This window comes from Syntrophomonas wolfei subsp. methylbutyratica, assembly GCF_001570625.1.
Classification (GTDB): Bacteria; Bacillota; Syntrophomonadia; order Syntrophomonadales; family Syntrophomonadaceae; genus Syntrophomonas; species Syntrophomonas methylbutyratica.
Genome location: NZ_BBQT01000004.1, coordinates 49,107 through 68,486, shown reverse-complemented (window position 1 = coordinate 68,486; position 19,380 = coordinate 49,107). Strand labels below are relative to the sequence as shown.

Genomic DNA, 19,380 nt, shown 5'->3' with positions numbered 1-19,380 from the left:
GCTGGGAGACACAGTAATAAGCAGCCTCCATATATTTTGGAAAGAGGCGGCCCTTAGGCCGCCTCTTTTTCCGGAGGTAACAATTAATATGGCTTACGAAGAATATTTCATCTTATCGGGCTTAATTGGCAATCGTAAATTGAAGCTTGTACGCCTGTTTAAGGGGTTTACCAGCCTCAGATTTTAAACTACCATTAATCCACAAAGTGTAGCTTGCCCCAGGCTGATAGCCTCCTTGGGGTGGTAATACCTGGATACCCTCGGGATTTTCCGGATTGACTCTACAGGTAACAGGTTCCTTCTTACCAGTAACATTAGTTACATAAATGTGATCGTCCAGGTTCTGGTTTTTTGATACTGGCAAACTGAATATAATATTCCAATCGTGTGTGCTGTGAACCGGCTCATATTTAAGTGGCCAGTCTTTAAAGGATTTAAGCAGTTTGATGCTCACAATCTGGGAAATAGATGTTGCTCCACTTGCATTTGCTCCAACCAGGCGGAGCGGCCAGCTGCTATCAGACTCAGGTATAAGCGCCCCATCGAGCGAATTGGCGATAATATAGTTGTTATTGCGATCAATATCTCTACTATCAATAGTTATCGAATGACCATCATCAGCGGTAATCACTACCTGGTACCCAGCCTTGGCCAGTACATCATTAAAGGCCTTACTGGAGTGTTGATCAGCATCATCAACGAATCCAAGCAGGAACCACAGAGGCATACCTTCCCAGACCCGCCCTTTAGAATCAGTGTAGCTTGCCTTGTGATTAGCGCCAAACTGACAGGCGAGAGCCGATTCGAAATAGGTTTTGCTTACTTCATATTGTAAACCACCTATATCCTGACCATCCAACGCCAGTGTCCAATCACCCTGAGGTACGGAGTATACCCTGATTTCTGAAATATACTTGGCTGATAAACCAGCGCAAGAAGGATACTGGACACCATCACCATAATAGTAGTGCCAGTATTTTTCCGGAAGGGTCTCATGCATATCCCATTGGCCGTAAACGTTGTCACCCTCCGGAGTGAAGAATAAACGCATACCATCTGCATAGTCGGGTACATATTTCCCATCACCCCACCAGGCCAAAATCGCATCCCCCTGTCGTGCTTGCACTGAAGGGTCGGTATATATGGAGGAGTAAGGAAGCCTGGTCTCGAAGCCGTCTTTAGCAACAAATACTATTTCCGTACCGGCGCCCATACCACCCACAAGCTCGCAAAGGTCCTTGATACGGCTACCTTTTACGGCATTGGCTACCTTGTAACCGCCGGGATAGGTCTCGTCAGCATCCCAAACATCATCCGGGTTGTTGGTAATTCCCTCGTAGCGATATACCGTGGTGCCGTCGCCAATCACTTCCAGATTACTCTGCATCCATAAATAATCAACGGTTTTTTCCTGGAGGATAGTGGTATGATCCTCGCCGTACTTAATAATACGCACTTCTGGTATAGGAACGGCAGTCTCAAAAGAGGTTAATGCAATCTCCGCAATATTGCTAACACTGGTACCGCTTAGAAAGCCATCAGCTTTAGCAACACCGGTACCAACCAAGCGCAGTGGCCATGAATCAGTTAGGGGTTTTCCGTTTAATTTATTTGCAATTATATAGTCATTACTCCAGGCTACATCCTTGCTGGAAAAATCCTTGGTATAGCCGTCTCCGGCCTTGACCAGTATCGTATAACCAGCGGTGGCCAGATTAGCATTGTACTTATGAGGCTGCCGATCGTCTACCCAGCCGGTTAGGTACCATAGAGGTATGCCGGACCATACATCATTATTGCCGTCAGTCCACTGTACAAAGTGGCCCGAATTTGGGCAGGCAAGAGCAGCCTCAAACTCTTCTTGTGAAAAAACATCACTAATCTTGCCGGTCATAGTAAGGTTCCAACTGCCTTCGACAGCCGCTGGAGTCTGCAACTCTGGTATTTCTATCTTAGTAATGTTGCCGACAGCTTTACCCCCAAGTCCCCCTGAACCATCGGTTTTAGTAACACCAGCACCAACCAGGCGCAACGGATATGAGTCGGTAAGAGGTTTACCGTTCATCTTGTTAGCTATAATATAGTTATCACTTTTAGCTATATCAGCCCCGTTAAAAGTCTTGCTAAAGTCTGCTGCACTAACTTTTACAGTATAACCTATAGCCAGGGATTCATTAAAAGTCCAATGCTTACCTTTCTCGATGTCATCTACCGCACCCAAAAGTACCCAGAGGGGGACACCCGACCAGACATTACCTTCCTTATCAGTCCATTCTTTATAATGACCTGACCCCGTACAGGCCAGTCCTTCTTCAAACTCCTCCTGGGTGATGGTATCCCCTACTTCCCCGCTCAATTCCAGGGTCCATCCCGCAGCTGGCTGAGGAAGATTTGACAGCTCGATCTTAACAACATTGCCTACCTGTTGTCCACCAAAAATAGCCTCACCTTTCAGATGCAAAGGCCAGGAACCTTTTCCTGAATCAAGCTTTTGCGGGAGAGGTTCGCCGTTAAGGGTATTGGCGATAATATACCCATTATTGCGGGCAATTTTATCGCTATCGAGGGTGGCCTTCCACCCGTCTCCCGATATAACATTAACCTGATACTTCTGGGCAGCGAGGTCATCGTTAAAGTTGAAGTGCTTAACACCAACATCGGGGTTATCGTCAACCATGCCAACTAGCAACCATAATGGTACGCCTCCCCAGACATTACCATCAGCGTCGGTCCAGGACACCTTATGGGTTGAGGAAGCACAGGCAAGACCATTCTCGAAGTACGCCTTGCTTACCTTTTCATCCTTCGCCCCCGAGAGCTGCAGGGTCCATTCCGTTGGGGCAACACCTGTACGGGCAACGGTTTTTACGGCTGCGGTAGCTGCTGCCTTAACCGCATTATAGTCAGTGGGAGTAGCAATACCGGCAGCATAATAGAATTCCACCCGGTCCCCGTCTACGAGCTCTATCAGGTTCAAGCCATCAGCAGCATTGTCATAGCCATCTTTATAGACATCATTGACGTAAGCATACCACTTACTCCCGCCCTTAACATATTTATAGTTTCCTATATTATCTAACAGGAGAACCTTTGATGAGTCATATTTCTTGTCAGTAATGTCAAAGGTAAAACCACTGGCAGTTGCGGCTGCCTGAAGTGCACCCAGTGGTGTAGTTTTGCTGACAGTATAAGATTCATTTGAGGTATAAGCAGTCAAGCTAAAGGTCTCATTCGGTGTTAAAGCAATTTCACCATCGAAGAGAACATCAATTGTCGATGCCTCAGCAATCCTAATAATGTCATTGTTTGTCTGATTATTGTTGCCAGTAGCATCAACCGTATCCGGCATCATTAAGCCGCTACACCCAAAAAGCAATGCAAACATTAAGCACAGGGCAACTAATTTACCCCACCCTTTTTTCTTATTCAACATAAAACCCACCTCTTTCCTGTTTTATCTTAGGTTTGTTTTCCTCTGTAGTGGTTTGCCACCTCCTCATTTCCCCATATTAATCTCTTTCTTGTCATTATCCAAATACTACATGTAACAACTTGCGATATGGCTATAAACTAAAAAAGAGGAACTAATATTCCCCATTTTGAAATATACAAAGCATATTTTAATCCCCCCAATCTTTCTCTATCTTAATATCTCTATCTATATATAAGTTTCAATATAAGCTTCTCGCCTCGTATTATCGACTTAATTAATCCTATACCATCTATATGTTAATCTCCTCCATATTTTACAGTTAGAATGTTAATTATCCTAGAAATACTAAAAGCCCGGCAGAAAGCAGTACCGGGCTGGAATAACTATTAAAATAGGGCAAGTCTGTGAAAGAACAAACTTGCCCCTTAATAGCATCCGTTTGGATATAGGTTCTCCTTTCCACAGTGGGAGGCACACCCGTTTCCCGGTATACCCAATGACTTGATACCATGGCATTTACTTTAGGTCCTCAAGTTCGGAAAAAGTATGTAAATGTTGTGAATCACCAATGTATTTTATAAAATTCTACACTTATAAGCAAATTATTGCAAGAAAAGAATTGTTTTCTTGGGTTACATGGGGGACACGCAAAAGTGGTTCTTTTTAAACTCTATGAGCCCTTCATCTCTCATTTTGCATAGTTCTCTAGACAAGGCGCTTCTGTCCACATATAGGTAATCACTGGAACTGGGAGATTATACCGAGGAGCACAGGTAACAACCGGCTTTGGGCATGGTACTGTACTGTCGGTTGCAGATACGGTGATCGATGCCGTTAAAGCTGGAGCCATTAAGCACTTCTTCCTGGTCGGCGGCTGTAACGGTGCCAAATCTGGTCGTAACTATTACACCGAGTTTGTTCGCCAGACACCTCAGGACAGTGTGATTCTGACGCTGGCCTGCGGCAAATACCGCTTCAATGATTTGGATTTGGGAGAAATCGGCGGACTACCTCGTATCATGGATATGGGACAGTGCAACGATGCCTACAGTGCGATTCGTGTCGCGGTAGCACTTGCTGAAGCTTTTGACTGCGGTGTGAATGAACTGCCCCTCACCATGGTTCTCTCCTGGTATGAACAGAAGGCGGTCAGCATCTTACTGACACTGCTGTCTTTGGGTATAAAAAACATCTACCTTGGGCCAACACTTCCGGCCTTTGTTTCTCCTAACGTCCTGAATTATTTAGTGGACAACTTTAACATTTCCCCGATTTCGACACCTGATGAAGATCTGAAGAAAATCCTCGGATAATCTATACAGCAGGGACTGTCTCAAAATAGCGCATTTCGGGATAATCCCTTTTAAGAGCAATAGACACTATTCGTCCAGAGAGATTCAGCCAAATTCTAAGCCGTTGGCTAATCGATTCGAAGGAAGAAAAAGTAACCAGCAGAGCGAAATCCAAATCAACTGTAGCTGCTTTCATAACGATAAAACAAGCAAGGCACTCTACATTATTACAGTGTAGAGTGCCCCGGGCTGTATATAAATTTAGAACAAAATCGAATCCTACTTTTCTTCTTTCTCTAATAAATCATTAAACAAAACGCGTACATAATCACGCCTGCCGTATAAAATCCTAATCACATAAACAGCTTCATCTTCGTACCTGTAAAATATGAGATAATTGGCACAAGCAAGAAATCGATATTCTGTTTGAATGTCAATAACCGAAGATAGAGATGCCCCGATCCCAGGATAATCCAATAATCCTCGGATTTTCTTCGTTATTTTTGATATTAATTTTTCAGCAGCCTGTGAACTATTAGGTTCCTGAGAAATGTAATTTTTAATTTCCACTAAATCATTTCTGGCTTCAGGTGAAATTTTCAGCTTGTTCATTCTAAATCCCCAGCTCTGCTTCCACTTCCTCTATAGTCACCCAGCCTTTTTCTTTTCCGGTCTGCTCTCCTTGAGCAAGCTTTGTCATTAGCTTTAGTACGATGTCACTGAAATGTTTAAGAACTGCATATATATTGCTGTCCCGGCGAGAAAACTTAGTAATGCATTAGTCTATTTTACAAATATACATCGCAGAACGCTTGCCGGTATTGATGACTTTAAGATTGCCGAACTGTTGCATTAATTCATCCCTGATGTTTCCTATGAAGTTAAAATAGTCTCCGCCTTCCAGCCATTCTGCAATGTCGCTAATCAATGAACGGTGTTCGTTATAGTCTAACAAAACAACTATATGCCTTGCCACTCTTTTCATCTCATTGTAAAGGATCAGCCTCTCCTTTGGCATAAGCCCGTGGGCCACATAGGATGTTATGGCCAAGTCAAAACTTCTTTTACGGAATGGGAGCCCATTAAGCGCATCGCCACGAATAAACCGAATAAACGGTTCGTTTGGTTCTATTTTCCCAGCCTTTTTCGTAGCAATCGCAAGCATAGCTTCGGCAGGATCTAGCCCGGTCACCTCCAGACCATATTCTTGAAACACCTTGCATAGTGCTCCTGTACCGCATCCTATGTCGATGACGCTTTGATAGGTGGAAAACTCCAGCTCGTCTTTGACATTATTCAAAATGTAGCGGTAGTTCCCCACTTGCCAATTAAAAAAAAGACCGTAAACAGTGGCAATTTTATTGAATACGAATAGTTTTTTCCCCATCTTTAAATCCTTTCTATCCGAAGCAGCACTAGCTCATTTTTAGCTTATGTAAAATAAAAAAGTATCCTTTCACTTATAGATACGAATTTACTATTTTACCCTTGTCCAGGCCTATTATAAGTGATGAAACTCAGCGGCAATTATGTTGTAGCCATGGTGGATATCGACTTTTAAAAGTTTAATGACCAATTATGGTCATGATGTGGGTGATCAAGTATTAAGAATGGTGGCCTCCAAATTAAACCAGGTTACCGTGGGAGGAAGAGCAATCTTCATTCTCCTCAAACATAATCTGACGAATTAATTCCTCTCATAATAACATGGTATATCCCACTCTTACTTTTTATCCTTGCCACTCTTGGCACAAAAATCACTTCTGTGGTGATTAATGCCATATATAATTATCGTGTGTCAATACCCCCGTCCCCTTGTCACCACGAAATAAGAAAAAGCCCGATTTAACAGGCTTTTCGGAGTGAAGATACAAAGAGTTATAAAGCGATAAATAGCTTAAATGGGCCGTTCTCACCCCTCGAAATCATGTGACACTTTATTTTCCAATCAAAAAGGGATATTGCTCAAATATCCCTTTTTCCATGCTTTTTTATCGTGTTCCCACACTCTATATCAATAACAACTTTTACGGTGACATAGTTTTTGATATGCTTATTATGGCATTTTTCACCCTCACCAGTGAATATGATATGCTTCACAAAGTGCCTAAATTCAAGGATTTCTACAAGTTCCCTCTTTGTAGTGAAACTATTGTCTCTATATGATAAGTCCGGGGGAACATGTCAATGGGTTGAATAAAAAGAGGGCGGTATCCTAACTGGGCAAAGAGGGCCAGGTCACGGGCCAGGGTGGCAGGATTGCAGGAGACATAAACGATTTCCCGGGGCGATAACCTGCTGCAGGCCTGAATCAGTTCTTTTTTACAACCACTGCGCGGGGGATCAAGCACTATCACATCAATAGGCTCATCTATCCGTGCCACTGCTCTTTCACAGAGATCGTGAATGAACTCTACATTGTATATGCCAGCTTCTATAGCATTACAACGAGCATCATGAATAGCCGGTTCATAGCTCTCCACCCCAATCACCCGCTCCGCCTGCCGGGCCAGGTTGAGGGCTATACTGCCTACTCCACAAAAGGCGTCCAGAACTGTTTTACCGGAAAAATCGACCAATGAAAGGATAAGCCTGATCATCTCTTCGGCCTGGCAGTGATTCACCTGGAAAAAGGCTCCAGGGGATAAAGCAAATTTCACCTGCCCCAGTTTGTCCAGCAGGCGCTGAGGGCCGGAAATATAGTGGCAGGTGTTTTTTTCTATGACCACCAGCGAATCACTGATGGCACTAAGCTCTGGCCAGATCTCGGGTGCAGGCCAGCGTTGCAACCCCTTCCATATGAGCATGGTTGAGTGATCCAGGGATGATTCTCGTAAGGTTATTTCACTGCCAGGAGCTGGCTGGATTAAGGGTAAAAGAGCCTTTACCCTGGCTGTTAGGCAGTTCATTTTTTCCGAGATAAGCCGGCAGTGGGAAATGGGAAGCAGCTGACGGCTGGCCTCACGAAAGAAGCCGAGAACAGGCTCCTGCTTCCCCGTTGCGGCCATATGCCAAGTGACCTTGTTGCGATAATGCCAGGGCTCCGGCATTGACAGGACCGGTTCAACCACGGTAGCGATCTTGGCGATACGCTGAATCGCATCCTTTACTACCTGGCGCTTCAGAACCAACTCCTCTTCATACTTCGCATGCTGGTAGGCACAACCGCCACATTCATAATAATGAGGGCAGAGCGGAGTAAGGCGGTAGGGTGAGGCTTCCAGCAGTTGCACTAACTGCGCCCGGGCAAAACGAACCCGATTATCCGTAATGACAATTTCCACCACTTCACCGGGTAGGGCCTGTGGTACAAAAACGACCTTTCCGCCAACGCGGGCTACCCCTTCACCTTGATGGTTTATCCTCTCAATAGAACAGCGCAAAACAACCTCCTGCAGGGGCCTATCTTGACATATATCTATAACCCTTATTGTAGGCTTATTGTACTACCATTAGACTTAGTAGTCCATTATTGTAAAAATTTGAAACTTTCATCTCATAACCGGGTTACTGGGATGGATTTTTTTCTTATACCTTAACTAACTGTGTTTAGGAAAAGGTCTCCAGAAAAATAAGGCTTATCTTCGTGTTATACTGAAAAAACAAGTACCAACAGGCTTGGTAAAGCAGTAAAATAAGAATGTCGGAGGAGATTGTTGGAGGAGGAATTTTGGTGAGGCTGGCTCAGAGGGCAGAGTTTAATTCAAGTAAATTATTCTTGCTTAAAATGCTTGTCATTCTTTTAACTGCTCTGCTTGGAGCTATACTTGCTGTTTGGCTGTTGGGAAGCACTGCCTTTGAACTCGAAGGCATTGAATTTCGAGCCGGGTTAACTCCGGGCCGAAGCGGTATAACGGAACTGCACTTTCCCCCCTTTGGGGTTGTCGAAGCTAAAACCCATCAGGGACCGGTGAAACTGGTAATCAGCCTGGAACAGATAAGAAGTGACACTCTCAAGTCGCATATAGATAATCTGCCGGATCAAAAACAACTGGTAGAACAGCTGCAGAGCAGCGCCCGGAATAAAATAGCCGTCTTTGCCCTGCGTCAGGTGGCAGTAGCATTTCTGGGTGCCTTTTTGCTGGTCTTTTTAATCTGGCGTCCTGGCCTGCTCAAGTCCTTACTTTATACTACTGCATCTACGCTAATATTAATATTAATCCTGGCTGGAGTATTCCGTTCCTATGATACGGCAGCCTTTCGCGAGCCGGAATATAAGGGTGTTCTTAGCATGGCTCCGGTAGCGATAAAATTCGCCAGTGATTCCCTTAGTGATTTACAGAAGATTCGTGACAACACCCGGCAAATTGTATCCAATCTGGGCCTGCTTTTTTCCAGTTCCAATAGCCTTCCAGTTATGGCCAATCCGGAGGAACAAGGCCAGGTAGTTAAAATATTGCTGGTCAGTGATATACATTCCAACCCGGTGGGAATTGTATTGTGTAAGAGTTTGGCGGCCCGCTTTAAGGTTGACTTCCTGATAAATGCGGGTGATTTAACTGATATGGGCTCACAATTAGAAACTGGTGCTACCCAGGATCTGGCCACAGTGGGTGTACCCCAGTTGTTTGTGGGCGGAAACCATGATAGTCCAGGAACCATCAATTTTATTACTGCTCTGCCTGACAGCCAGGTTTTAAACGGGGAGATGATTACCCTTAAAGGGGTTAAGGTCCTGGGTTTTGCAGACCCGTTATCAGCATCAACAGCTGTAGAGTATGAGAGTCCGGAAGCAGAACGGGAAAGCTTAAAAGAGCAGGTAAGCAGGATTAAGGAGGCGGTTGCGGCCCAGGGGCGTCCCGACATACTGGTAGTGCATAATTACCGGCTGGGGAAAGAGATTGCCCCGCTGGCCGGCCTGGTGGTGGCCGGGCACGACCATCGTATAAGAATAGAAGAGGGGCCGGACGGGGTTTTTGTTGACCCTGGAACTACCGGGGCTTCCGGCTTACGAGGCTTATATTCGGAAAAGGGCATTTCCTATTCCGCAGCTATTGCTTACCTGCTGCCAGGTTCCGGTTTGCTGGCAGTAGATATGGTTCAATATAATCCGGTTTCCCATCAGTTTTCCCTGGAAAGACAGGTATTCCAAAGCACCGAATCTGATCTGATCCCGGATCGAGATGCTGACTCAACATAATTGCAAATTCAGAATGGGCATCTTTAATTCTATGGCGAATTTAATTTCTCCATGCGAAGCAAGGGGACGTTCTTTTTGCTTCCTATTATCATGCCTTAAACACAATGTTCTGACAAACTATTATGAATGGAGGGGTAATAATGAAACGTAGTTTGAATAAAAGGACATTAATTATTACTTTATTGATGATTGCCCTCATGACTAGCACAGTGTTTGCTAAACCATTACTTAGAATCATACAGGTAAGCGATAGTGATATTATAATTCAGTTGAATGGCAAAGAGATAAGTTTTGGCGAGGATGAAAAGCCATTCGTTCATAATGGAACAACTTATGTTCCCCTTAGAACTTTTGCCGAACAGGATAATAAAGAAGTATCTTGGGATGGCAAAAATAATCAAGTTATTATTACAGATGGCAGTAAAATATCAAGTAGTCCATTGTTAGAGCAAAATGTATCGGGAACCCTATGGTTAATGTCTAGTGAAAATAGGGCTAACAGTTATCAAGCATTTAATTTAGCCAGGATGATGTTTGATAAAGCTATGGATGAAAATAAGTCAAAGAAAAAATTAGCAGTTATTGTTGATATTGATGATACTCTAATAAATAGTACTTCTTATACATGTCAATTAATAGGTGGTAGAGAATGGACTACTCAGGCTTGGGAAGAATGGATTGCATCCGATGCCCCTGAGGCAATACCTGGATCAGTAGAATTTTTGAATTATGTTGTGGATAATGGAGGAGAAGCATTCTACATTACAAATAGATGGCCTGGAATTAAGGGGTCTACTTTAGAAAGTTTAAAACAACTTGGATTTCCTGCAAAGGATAAAAAATATTTAATGGTAAGAGAAGATGGGACTCCATCTAGTAAAGAGAGTAGAAGAAATTTAGTAGAAAAAAATCACAATGTAGTATTACTAATGGGCGATAATTTAGAAGACTTTTCTGATGCATTTTCACCTTCTTTAGGTTTAGCAGGTAGAGCTAAGGCAGTAGATGAGTTTAAAGAAAAATGGGGTAAGAAGTTTATAGTTTTACCTAATCCAATGTATGGCGATTGGGAGAAGACTATGGTGAATAACAAAAAAGGATTGAGTATAGAAGAAACTGTAGAAAAAAGAAGAGAAATATTGTTGAGGACTGATTCATCAGGCTTGTAAACTTATAATATCCCTAAGACCTGGACCATGCCGGCTATGAGGTTTTATTACGGCAGGATGGTGAATATAAACCCCCTACAGTAACCTTTTTACCCATGAAAATTATAATTTCATAGGTAATATTGACTCTACTGCAAAAACCCCTTTTGTTGCATGAGGGTTGCATAAATATACAAAGCGAGCGTTGGCGAAGCATGGATGCAACACCCGGCGAAGGCGAGCAGGCGAAAGGGGGCGAGCGACAGGACGTCGCGAGAGCGCTACTGACCAGGATGGGAGATTAGCGCGGCACCCCTTGAGCCACGAGACAAGCCGCAGGTGTTGCCCATGCGAAGACTGCGAGCGGTATATTTATGCACGCTAATGCATATTTATAACTTTTTGCAGTGACATCAATATTATGCTAATAATTATAGCGTTATACTATGAAGCAGCGAAAAGGGTAAAATATAAATTCCCATCTATGGATATGGCAGGATTTTATAGCAGATATGTCGAATAAACAAACTTTGACTATCTGAAGCGCCCAAATCAGAGGTTGCATAAATAAGGGAGGTTTAAAAGAAATGCGAAAAAGTAAGCTTGGAATTCTAATGTTAGTACTGGCATTGCTGCTTGTCTTTACTGCGGGTTGCGGGGGGCAGGCCGAAAAAGACCAAGGACAGGCTGATACTGAGAAGATCAAGGTTGGATTTATCTACATTGGGGTACCCGGAGATGCTGGTTTTACTTATTCTCATGATCAGGGACGCCAATATCTGGAGAAGGAAATCCCCGAAGTTGAAACCGCAATATTAGAAAATGTTCACGAAGGAGCCGATGTGGAAAGAAGTCTCGAGCAACTGATACAGGATGGATGTAATATTATTGTAGCCAATAGTTTTGGTTACGGTGATGCAGTTCTGGCTGTAGCTAAAAAATATCCGGATGTTAAATTCTTACATTGTTCCGGACTTGAGACAGAAAAAAATGTTTCTACCTATTTTGGACGTATTTATCAGGCTCGTTACCTGAGCGGTATGGTCGCCGGGGCTATGACGAAAAATAATTCCCTGGGCTATGTTGCCGCATATAGGATTCCGGAAGTCGTACGTGGTATTAATGCTTATACCCTGGGAGCGCAGGCGGTTAATCCTAATGTAAAGGTGAAAGTAGTTTGGACCAATACCTGGTTTGATCCTACGAAAGAAAAAGAAGCCGCCAAGAGTTTGCTGGAAACAGGCTGTGATGTCATTGCACAGCACCAGGATACACCGTCAGCACAGCAGGCTGCGGAAGAGGCAGGCAAATATTCCATCGGTTACAACAGTGATATGAGCAAATTTGCTCCCAATGCCAACCTGACTTCACCGGTCTGGAACTGGGGTCCCTATTATGTAAAAACAGTGAAAGCAGTTATGGACGGAACATGGAAGAGTGAAGCATACTGGGGCGGACTGGAAGATGGCATCGTAGACCTTGCTCCGATAAGTGATAAAGTGCCGGCTGATATAAAGAAACAGGTTGAAGCTAAAAAGAAAGAGATGACAGATAAAGAATGGGATGTTTTCACCGGACCGATTAAGGCTCAGGATGGAACTGTGAAAGTACCAGAAGGCAAGAAGATGACCGATGCTGAAATGCTTAGCTTTGACTGGTTCGTAGCCGGAGTTGAAGGCAACATTGGCAAGTAGTAATTCCAGTTAGGCAAAGGCGGCTTCGCGCCGCCTTTTTCGTTGGAGGGAAAAATGTGAGACAGGCTCCATTAATAGAAATGCTAGACATAAGTAAAAGCTTTCCCGGGGTTCAGGCTAATGATCATATCAGTTTTCGGGTGTACCCGGGAGAGATCCATGCCTTGCTGGGCGAAAATGGGGCAGGAAAGTCAACCCTGATGAGTATTCTGGCCGGCCTTTACCGGCCCGATTCTGGTTATATTAAGGTTAAAGGCGAAGCGATGCGTTTTCGTTCACCCAGAATGGCCCTGGAAGCTGGTATTGGTATGATATACCAGCATTTTCGACTCATACAAAATTTTACGGTGGCCGAAAATATTGTTCTGGGCTCGCCTGCTTCCTCATTTAGAGTTAATCACAGAGCAATTGAAAAGGAGACCGCAGCTTTATCCGCAAAATTTGGCCTGGAAGTAAATCCGGCTGCCAGGATAAACCAGATTTCGCTGGGCGAACAGCAGCGGGTGGAAATCCTTAAAATGCTATACCGGGGTTGTGACATCCTCATCATGGATGAACCCACAACAGTTCTTACTCCTCAGGAAGTAGAAGAACTGTTCAAAGTTTTACGGCTTATGTCAGGTCAGGGCAAAGCAGTGGTCCTAATCACTCATAAATTAAAAGAAGTTATGGAAATTGCAGATTATGTAAGTGTTTTGCGTAAAGGCAAAGTAGTGGCTGACGGCCGTATCGAAAACCTGGACGAAAAAACCCTGACCAGTATAATGGTAGCTCGTGAAGTGGAGTTCAGTCAGATTGACCGTAAGAAGTCATCGGAAAAGGTGGTGCTGGAAATCTCTAAGCTGCAGGTTCCCGGTGATCAAGGCCATTTGGCAGTCGAGAATGTTAATCTGACCCTCCATGCGGGAGAAATCGTTGCTATTGCCGGGGTAGCCGGGAATGGACAAAAAGAATTGCTAGAAGCTATTGCTGGCCTGCGTAATCCATCGCAGGGAGAAATTCGCCTGGACGGTAAAATGATACAGGAACAGTCAGTCCAGGAACACCTGGCAGCAGGGATTTATATGGTTCCTGAAGACCGTCTGGGTATGGGCCTGGTTCCTAATTTATCTGTAATGGATAATGCGATTTTACGCAATTATACTCGCAGGGAGGTTAAGCGAGGCTTACTCTTTAATTATAAGAAAATAATTGCTTACACCAGGAAACTGGTTGAGGATTATAATATTTATCTTTCCGATATTCATCACCCCATCAACTATCTTTCGGGAGGCAATCTGCAAAAACTCTTGCTGGCCCGTGAAATTGATCAAGAACCCAGGGTTTTACTGGCTTCCTATCCGGTACGAGGCCTGGATGTTGCAGCGGCAGAAGCTGTTTACCAGATCCTTCTGAAGGAGAGGGACAAAGGGACCGCCATTCTTCTCGTTTTGAAAGATCTGGATGATATTTTCCGCATTGCTGATCGTGTAGCCGTGATGTATGACGGGCAGATTAATGATGTTCTGGATCTTGAATCAACGGATATAGATAAAATCGGAGCTCTTATGCTGGGAGTGAATAAAGTAGGAGTGCATTATGCTGAGACTCAGGCTAATTAAGAGGGAACAAGATTCACTTTTCGCCAGGGTGAGTGTACCTATACTATCAATTGTGCTGGCGTTTTTGTTTGGCTGGGTTTTTCTTGCTCTATCCGGCTTCGACCCGGGTGAAACATATCTGCGGATGTACCGGGGGGCATTCGGAAGCAGTTATGCGGTATCTGAAACCATGGTGAAGGCAATTCCTTTAGCTCTTTGCGGGCTTGGTGTCTCACTGGCTTTTCGTATAAAGCTCTGGAATATCGGTGCAGAGGGCCAGTTTTATATGGGGGCTTTTGCTGCTTCCGGAGCAGCATTGTTTGCCGGCGATCTTTCTGCCTGGCTGCTTTTACCGCTGATGTTTATAGCAGGCTTTGCCGCCGGAGGTATCTGGGGTTTTATTCCCGGTGCTCTTAAGGCTTACTGGAATGTAAATGAAACTATTACCACCCTGATGTTGAATTATGTGGCCATCTTATGGGTGAGCTTCCTGGTTTTTGGCCCCTGGAAGGATCCAGCCAGCATGGGATTTCCGCTGACACCGCGTTTTCCTGCTGGGGGATACCTGCCGACTCTGGGCACATCACGCGTACATATGGGTTTGCTCATCGCTCTGCTACTGGCGGTTATTTTCTTTATTGTTCTCCAGTATACGCGTTGGGGCTATGAAGTGAGAGTCATCGGCGAGAGTCAGGAAGCAGCACTTTATGCCGGTATGGATGTTACGAAGAATATTATCCTGGTGATGATCATCAGCGGAGGCATTGCTGGTGCGGCTGGTATGATTGAAGTTTCAGGGATTACCCACCGTTTACAGCAGGGCATTTCTCCTGGCTACGGCTATACGGCCATCATTGTGGCCTGGCTGGCACGCTTAAATCCTTTTGCCATCCTGCTGGTTGCTTTCTTATTTGGCGCTTTGCTGGTAGGTGGTTTTGGCATACAAACCTTTGGCATCCCATTCTCAATTGTACTCATCTTGCAGGGGGCAGTATTGTTCTTCCTGCTGGCCGGGGAAATCTTTTTAAATAATCGCATTGTAGTAATGAGAGAGGAGGTACGCTAGGTGGAATCAGCGACTATAGCATTATTGGCAGCGGCAATCGTAGCCGGAACTCCTATCCTTTTTGCTGCTCTGGGCGAGCTGATGGCCGAGCGTTCTGGCATTCTCAACCTGGGTGTTGAAGGAATGATGTTAGTAGGTGCTGTTCTGGGCTTTATATTTGCAAGCAATACCGGGAATCACTGGTACGGTTTATTAGCGGCCATGATGGGCGGAGGACTCATGGCTTCTATTCATGCCTTTATTTCTGTTACCTTGCGGGGCAACCAGGTGGTCAGCGGGCTGGCTTTAACTATTTTCGGTACTGGTATCAGCGGTTTCATGGGTAAGAGCTATCAGGGCATGCCTGCGGCTGACCCGTTTAGACCGATAGCAGTTCCGCTTCTGGGTGATATACCAGTCTTGGGACCCATATTATTTAAGCAGGATGCTCTGGTGTATATCAGCCTTATCCTGGCGATTGGCCTCTGGTATATCCTCTTTCGAACCCGCTGGGGTCTGCGTATACGTTCCGTGGGTGAAAACCCTGCGGCAGCAGATGCGGTAGGAATCAGTGTCAGCCGGGTAAGGTATATATGTACCATATTGGGTGGTATGTTCGCTGGGCTGGGCGGGGCTTATTTGTCTTTAGCCTATGCTCCTTCCTGGCAGGAAAATATGACCGCAGGACGAGGATGGATTGCGGTGGCACTGGTAATCTTTGCTCTCTGGAATCCATTACGGGGACTTCTGGGTTCTTACCTCTTCGGTGGGGTTGAAGCACTAACATTTCGTATCCAGACCATCGGTATCCATGTTTCGTCCTTTTTCCTGGCCATGTTACCGTATTTGTTGACCATTCTGGTACTGGTACTGGTTACGATTCGTCTCCGGCAGGAGGCAGGAGCACCACGGGCTCTCGGGGTTCCTTATGATCGCGAAGAACGATGACCGGGGAATAAACACAGCGGCATTATTAGTAACCTGGCACTCAGTAGCGAATGATTATCATTACTGAGTGCTTTGTTTGTTTATGTGGTGAACTAGAATCGGTACTATGCACCAATCCGACTCCCTGCATGCCGAAAGCTCAAGAGGTGTATGAGGAACTTCCTCCGCTAAGTTATGATGAATTCTCTGATTATTTTGTTTTTTTGCGGAAAATTATAATTTTATGGATAATTGTGCTAATAATTATAGCGTTATAATATTAGCCAGTGATATACTGAGAAGGGTAATAAAGCAATTTTTATCTATTATTATCTATATCTATCTTATACTGGGCCTATGAAAAGGAGTTTTAACACTATGCACCAGGCACTACCAGAGCGGAGAGGCCCTGCCCGAAGAGTATTACTACGGGAGAGATATAAAGATGAGCAACACCCTTTTTCGCAAAGCCAGTCTGGACAGTTTATCCTCACCGGAACAGTTGAACGATTATATAAAAGTATCCAACCCGAGCATTTGGATTGTTTTGATGGCTATGTTTATATTGCTGGCAGTGGTATTGATATGGAGCTTTACCGGCAGCCTGCCAACCAGTATACATACAAAAGGCGTTGTTAACAGTGGAAAAGCTGTGGGTTATGTTGATATTACTGAAGCGGGCACTATAAAAGCCGGGCAGGCGGTGAAAGTCCAGGCCATTAACCAGAATACCGCCATAAACGGGCATATAGACTCCGTTGGAGTTGTTCCCCTGTCGGCTTCTGAGATTGCCGCTGAGCTAAAGAGCGATTATCTGGCTCAGGCCCTTGCCCCCAAGGGCTTTGCGGTAACAGTCGATGTTTCTTTGGACAGCTCTGATCTACCCGATAAAACCCTGGTAAATATCAACATTGTAACTGATACGGTCAGACCGATAGATTTTCTTCTAAAATAGGGGAGAGTTCATGCCTAAAATTGCCAAAGTCCCGGTAGTTATGCAAATGGAAGCTTTAGAGTGCGGTGCTGCCAGCCTGGCCATGATACTGGCTTTTCATGGCAAATGGGTTCCGTTGGAACGAGTACGGAGCGACTGCGGAGTATCCCGCGACGGCAGCAATGCCGTGAACATTCTGCGGGCGGCGCGTGCCTACGGCATGAGAGCCGCAGGGTATCGTCTGGAACTTGACGATGTCAAACAGATAGAATATCCGGTGATTATACACTGGAACTTTAATCATTTCGTAGTGTTAAACGGATTTAAAAAAAACTATGCGGTGTTAAATGATCCCGGACGGGGAACGGTTGAGGTCCCCATGGAAGAGTTTAATAAATCCTTTACCGGCATTGTGCTTACTTTTTCTAAAACAGACGATTTTGTGGCCGACGGCCAGCCGCGCAGCGTACTCGATTTTGCCAAAGGCCGTCTAAAAGGCACTCTGGTGCCGATAATATTCGTAATTCTCACCGGTATTCTGGCCGCCGTGACGGGGGTTATGACCCCGGTTTTTGCCCGGGTGTTTATGGACCGAATTTTAACCGGTGCCAATCCTGATTGGCTTTATCCCTTTATATTGGCCATGAGCGGCCTGCTCGCTTTTCAGATCATAGTTTCTCTTATCAACACCCTATACATGCTAAAAATTAGAGGCAAACTAGCCATTGTGGCTAACACCACCTTCTTCTGGCATGTCCTGCGCCTGCCGATGGAGTTTTTTTCGCAGCGCATGGCCGGGGATATTGCCGCCCGGCAGAGTTCCAACGAGCTTATCGCCGAAACCTTGATAAGCCAACTGGCCCCGGTCCTGTTAAACCTGGCTATGCTGGTCTTTTACCTGGTGGTTATGATAAAATACAGCCTTTTGCTGACTGCTGTAGGGCTTGCGGTTACCTTCATCAATATGTGGGTAGCCCGTATTATTTCAAAGAAACGGGTGAATATAACCCGGGCTCAGATGCGCGACAGCGGTAAACTGATGGCCACAACCATGAGCGGGATTGAAATGATTGAAACCATAAAAGCATCCGGGGCGGAAAATGGTTATTTTGAACGCTGGGCCGGTTTCCAGGCTTCGGTCAACAGTTCATCGGTCAGGTTTGCCCTGCTCAATCAGTACCTGGGAGCGGTTCCCGGCGCCCTGCAGCAGATTGCCAATCTGGCCGTGCTGGTGCTGGGGGTGATGCTGATCATGAACGGCAAGTTTACGGTAGGTATGCTCCTGGCCTTTCAGGGTTTCATGGCCTCATTTTTAGCGCCGGTGAATGCCTTTATCGGGCTGGGACAGAGTATGCAGGAAATGCGTTCTTCCATGGAGAGGATCGAAGATGTGATGAATTACCAACCCGATGTGGAGTACCTGCCCCAGGCTGAGGACGATGAGCGGGAGTACCACAAATTGAGCGGGGCTCTTAGCATGAAAAACGTTACCTTTGGCTATTCCCGGCTGGCAGAACCCTTGATTAAAAACTTCAACCTTACTGTCCAACCGGGCCAGAGAATTGCCCTGGTCGGCACCTCAGGGTGCGGAAAATCCACCCTCTCCAAACTGATTTCCGGTCTGTACAGGCCCTGGAGCGGTGTGATCGAGTTTGACGGCCAAGCCCGGGAAGACATCTGCCGGGAGGTTTTTACCGGATCGGTGGCGGTAGTCGATCAGGACATTATCATGTTTGAGGATAGCATTTGCAATAACATAAAGATGTGGGATAAATCTATTGAAGACTTTGAAATGATTTTAGCCGCCCGCGACGCCGGGCTGCATACGGAAATAATGCAGCGGGAGGACGGCTACAATGGCATGGTCCTGGAGGGAGGCCGAAATTTCTCGGGTGGGCAGCGGCAGAGGATAGAGATAGCCCGGGTGCTGGCCCAGGACCCCAGGATTGTCATTCTGGACGAGGCCACCTCGGCCCTGGATGCCAAAACCGAGTATGAAGTTATACAGGCCATCAAGGACCGGGGCGTAACCTGCATTATTATAGCCCATCGGCTGTCCACCATTCGCGACTGTGATGAAATTATCGTGATGAATAAGGGCAAAGTGGTCGAGCGGGGCCGACATGAAGAACTATACCAAGCCGGGGGCCTTTATACCGAGCTTATTGCCACTGAATAGGAGAGGCT

At 45.4% G+C, this 19,380-nt stretch carries 13 protein-coding genes, 2 pseudogenes and 1 riboswitch; of the genes and pseudogenes, 10 read left to right on the top strand and 5 right to left on the bottom strand.

The annotated features are described in order from the left end of the window. Window positions 1-121: 121 nt before the first annotated feature. A complete protein-coding gene (locus tag AWB54_RS04785; protein WP_061213479.1) occupies window positions 122-3,433 on the bottom strand; it encodes a hypothetical protein in 3,312 nt (1,103 codons plus the stop codon). A gap of 436 nt (window positions 3,434-3,869) precedes the next feature. After that, window positions 3,870-3,986, bottom strand: a riboswitch (molybdenum cofactor riboswitch). A 79-nt stretch (window positions 3,987-4,065) separates the two neighbouring features. Continuing rightward, window positions 4,066-4,176: pseudogene (locus tag AWB54_RS16235) on the bottom strand (Crp/Fnr family transcriptional regulator); the annotation flags it as partial. Window positions 4,177-4,197: 21 nt separating this feature from the next. Between AWB54_RS16235 and AWB54_RS04780 the strand changes: the two are divergent. Continuing rightward, a pseudogene (locus tag AWB54_RS04780) lies at window positions 4,198-4,746 on the top strand (hydroxylamine reductase); the annotation flags it as partial. Between the two features lie 258 nt (window positions 4,747-5,004). Here the strand turns inward: AWB54_RS04780 and AWB54_RS04775 are convergent. Both AWB54_RS04775 and AWB54_RS04765 read right to left on the bottom strand, forming a co-directional pair. Then, window positions 5,005-5,337 (bottom strand): type II toxin-antitoxin system RelE/ParE family toxin, encoded by a 333-nt coding sequence (locus tag AWB54_RS04775; RefSeq protein ID WP_061213478.1) that lies wholly within the window; start codon window positions 5,335-5,337, stop codon window positions 5,005-5,007. A gap of 166 nt (window positions 5,338-5,503) precedes the next feature. Beyond that, on the bottom strand, window positions 5,504-6,112 hold the full coding sequence (locus AWB54_RS04765) for a class I SAM-dependent methyltransferase (protein ID WP_061213477.1): 609 nt from the start codon (window positions 6,110-6,112) through the stop codon (window positions 5,504-5,506). 181 nt (window positions 6,113-6,293) lie between these two features. Here AWB54_RS04765 and AWB54_RS15625 point away from each other — a divergent pair, with 181 nt between their 5' ends. After that, window positions 6,294-6,416 (top strand): hypothetical protein, encoded by a 123-nt coding sequence (locus tag AWB54_RS15625; protein WP_235811093.1) that lies wholly within the window; start codon window positions 6,294-6,296, stop codon window positions 6,414-6,416. Between the two features lie 432 nt (window positions 6,417-6,848). Here AWB54_RS15625 and rlmD read toward each other — a convergent pair whose 3' ends face one another. Continuing rightward, window positions 6,849-8,108 carry a 23S rRNA (uracil(1939)-C(5))-methyltransferase RlmD gene (rlmD, locus tag AWB54_RS04760; RefSeq protein WP_061213476.1) on the bottom strand — a complete coding sequence of 420 codons (1,260 nt, stop codon included), beginning with the start codon at window positions 8,106-8,108 and terminating at the stop codon, window positions 6,849-6,851. A 290-nt stretch (window positions 8,109-8,398) separates the two neighbouring features. On the opposite strand from rlmD, the gene AWB54_RS04755 reads away from it, so the two are divergent. From AWB54_RS04755 to AWB54_RS04720, 8 genes are all read left to right on the top strand, one after another. After that, on the top strand, window positions 8,399-9,865 hold the full coding sequence (locus AWB54_RS04755) for a metallophosphoesterase family protein (RefSeq protein ID WP_061213475.1): 1,467 nt from the start codon (window positions 8,399-8,401) through the stop codon (window positions 9,863-9,865). 140 nt (window positions 9,866-10,005) lie between these two features. Beyond that, entirely contained in the window at window positions 10,006-11,034 is a 1,029-nt protein-coding gene (locus AWB54_RS04750; protein ID WP_061213474.1) for an HAD family acid phosphatase, read from the top strand. A gap of 566 nt (window positions 11,035-11,600) precedes the next feature. Next, a complete protein-coding gene (locus AWB54_RS04745) occupies window positions 11,601-12,707 on the top strand; it encodes a BMP family ABC transporter substrate-binding protein (protein WP_061213473.1) in 1,107 nt (368 codons plus the stop codon). Window positions 12,708-12,763: 56 nt separating this feature from the next. Next, complete coding sequence (locus AWB54_RS04740) at window positions 12,764-14,308, top strand: ABC transporter ATP-binding protein (RefSeq protein WP_235811092.1); 1,545 nt, start codon at window positions 12,764-12,766, stop codon at window positions 14,306-14,308. Further along, the gene (locus AWB54_RS04735; RefSeq protein ID WP_061213472.1) at window positions 14,286-15,353 is read left to right on the top strand and encodes an ABC transporter permease; all 1,068 of its coding nucleotides are present in this window, start codon (window positions 14,286-14,288) and stop codon (window positions 15,351-15,353) included. Before AWB54_RS04740 ends, AWB54_RS04735 begins: the two co-directional genes overlap by 23 nt. After that, window positions 15,354-16,280, top strand: a complete 927-nt coding sequence (locus tag AWB54_RS04730) for an ABC transporter permease (RefSeq protein ID WP_061213471.1) — start codon at window positions 15,354-15,356, stop codon at window positions 16,278-16,280. A gap of 424 nt (window positions 16,281-16,704) precedes the next feature. Next, window positions 16,705-17,214 carry a hypothetical protein gene (locus tag AWB54_RS04725; protein WP_061213470.1) on the top strand — a complete coding sequence of 170 codons (510 nt, stop codon included), beginning with the start codon at window positions 16,705-16,707 and terminating at the stop codon, window positions 17,212-17,214. Between the two features lie 10 nt (window positions 17,215-17,224). Further along, the gene (locus AWB54_RS04720) at window positions 17,225-19,372 is read left to right on the top strand and encodes an NHLP family bacteriocin export ABC transporter peptidase/permease/ATPase subunit (RefSeq protein ID WP_061213469.1); all 2,148 of its coding nucleotides are present in this window, start codon (window positions 17,225-17,227) and stop codon (window positions 19,370-19,372) included. Window positions 19,373-19,380: the final 8 nt, after the last annotated feature.

What these genes read in the sequence shown, in the direction of transcription:
- AWB54_RS04720 (WP_061213469.1), top strand. Translation starts at nt 17,225, where the DNA reads ATGCCTAAAATTGCCAAAGTCCCGGTAGTTATGCAAATGGAAGCTTTA.
- AWB54_RS04745 (WP_061213473.1), top strand. Translation starts at nt 11,601, where the DNA reads ATGCGAAAAAGTAAGCTTGGAATTCTAATGTTAGTACTGGCATTGCTG.
- AWB54_RS04725 (WP_061213470.1), top strand. Translation starts at nt 16,705, where the DNA reads ATGAGCAACACCCTTTTTCGCAAAGCCAGTCTGGACAGTTTATCCTCA.
- AWB54_RS04735 (WP_061213472.1), top strand. Translation starts at nt 14,286, where the DNA reads ATGCTGAGACTCAGGCTAATTAAGAGGGAACAAGATTCACTTTTCGCC.
- AWB54_RS04775 (WP_061213478.1), bottom strand. Translation starts at nt 5,337, where the DNA reads ATGAACAAGCTGAAAATTTCACCTGAAGCCAGAAATGATTTAGTGGAA.
- AWB54_RS04785 (WP_061213479.1), bottom strand. Translation starts at nt 3,433, where the DNA reads ATGTTGAATAAGAAAAAAGGGTGGGGTAAATTAGTTGCCCTGTGCTTA.
- AWB54_RS15625 (WP_235811093.1), top strand. Translation starts at nt 6,294, where the DNA reads ATGACCAATTATGGTCATGATGTGGGTGATCAAGTATTAAGAATGGTG.
- AWB54_RS04765 (WP_061213477.1), bottom strand. Translation starts at nt 6,112, where the DNA reads ATGGGGAAAAAACTATTCGTATTCAATAAAATTGCCACTGTTTACGGT.
- AWB54_RS04750 (WP_061213474.1), top strand. Translation starts at nt 10,006, where the DNA reads ATGAAACGTAGTTTGAATAAAAGGACATTAATTATTACTTTATTGATG.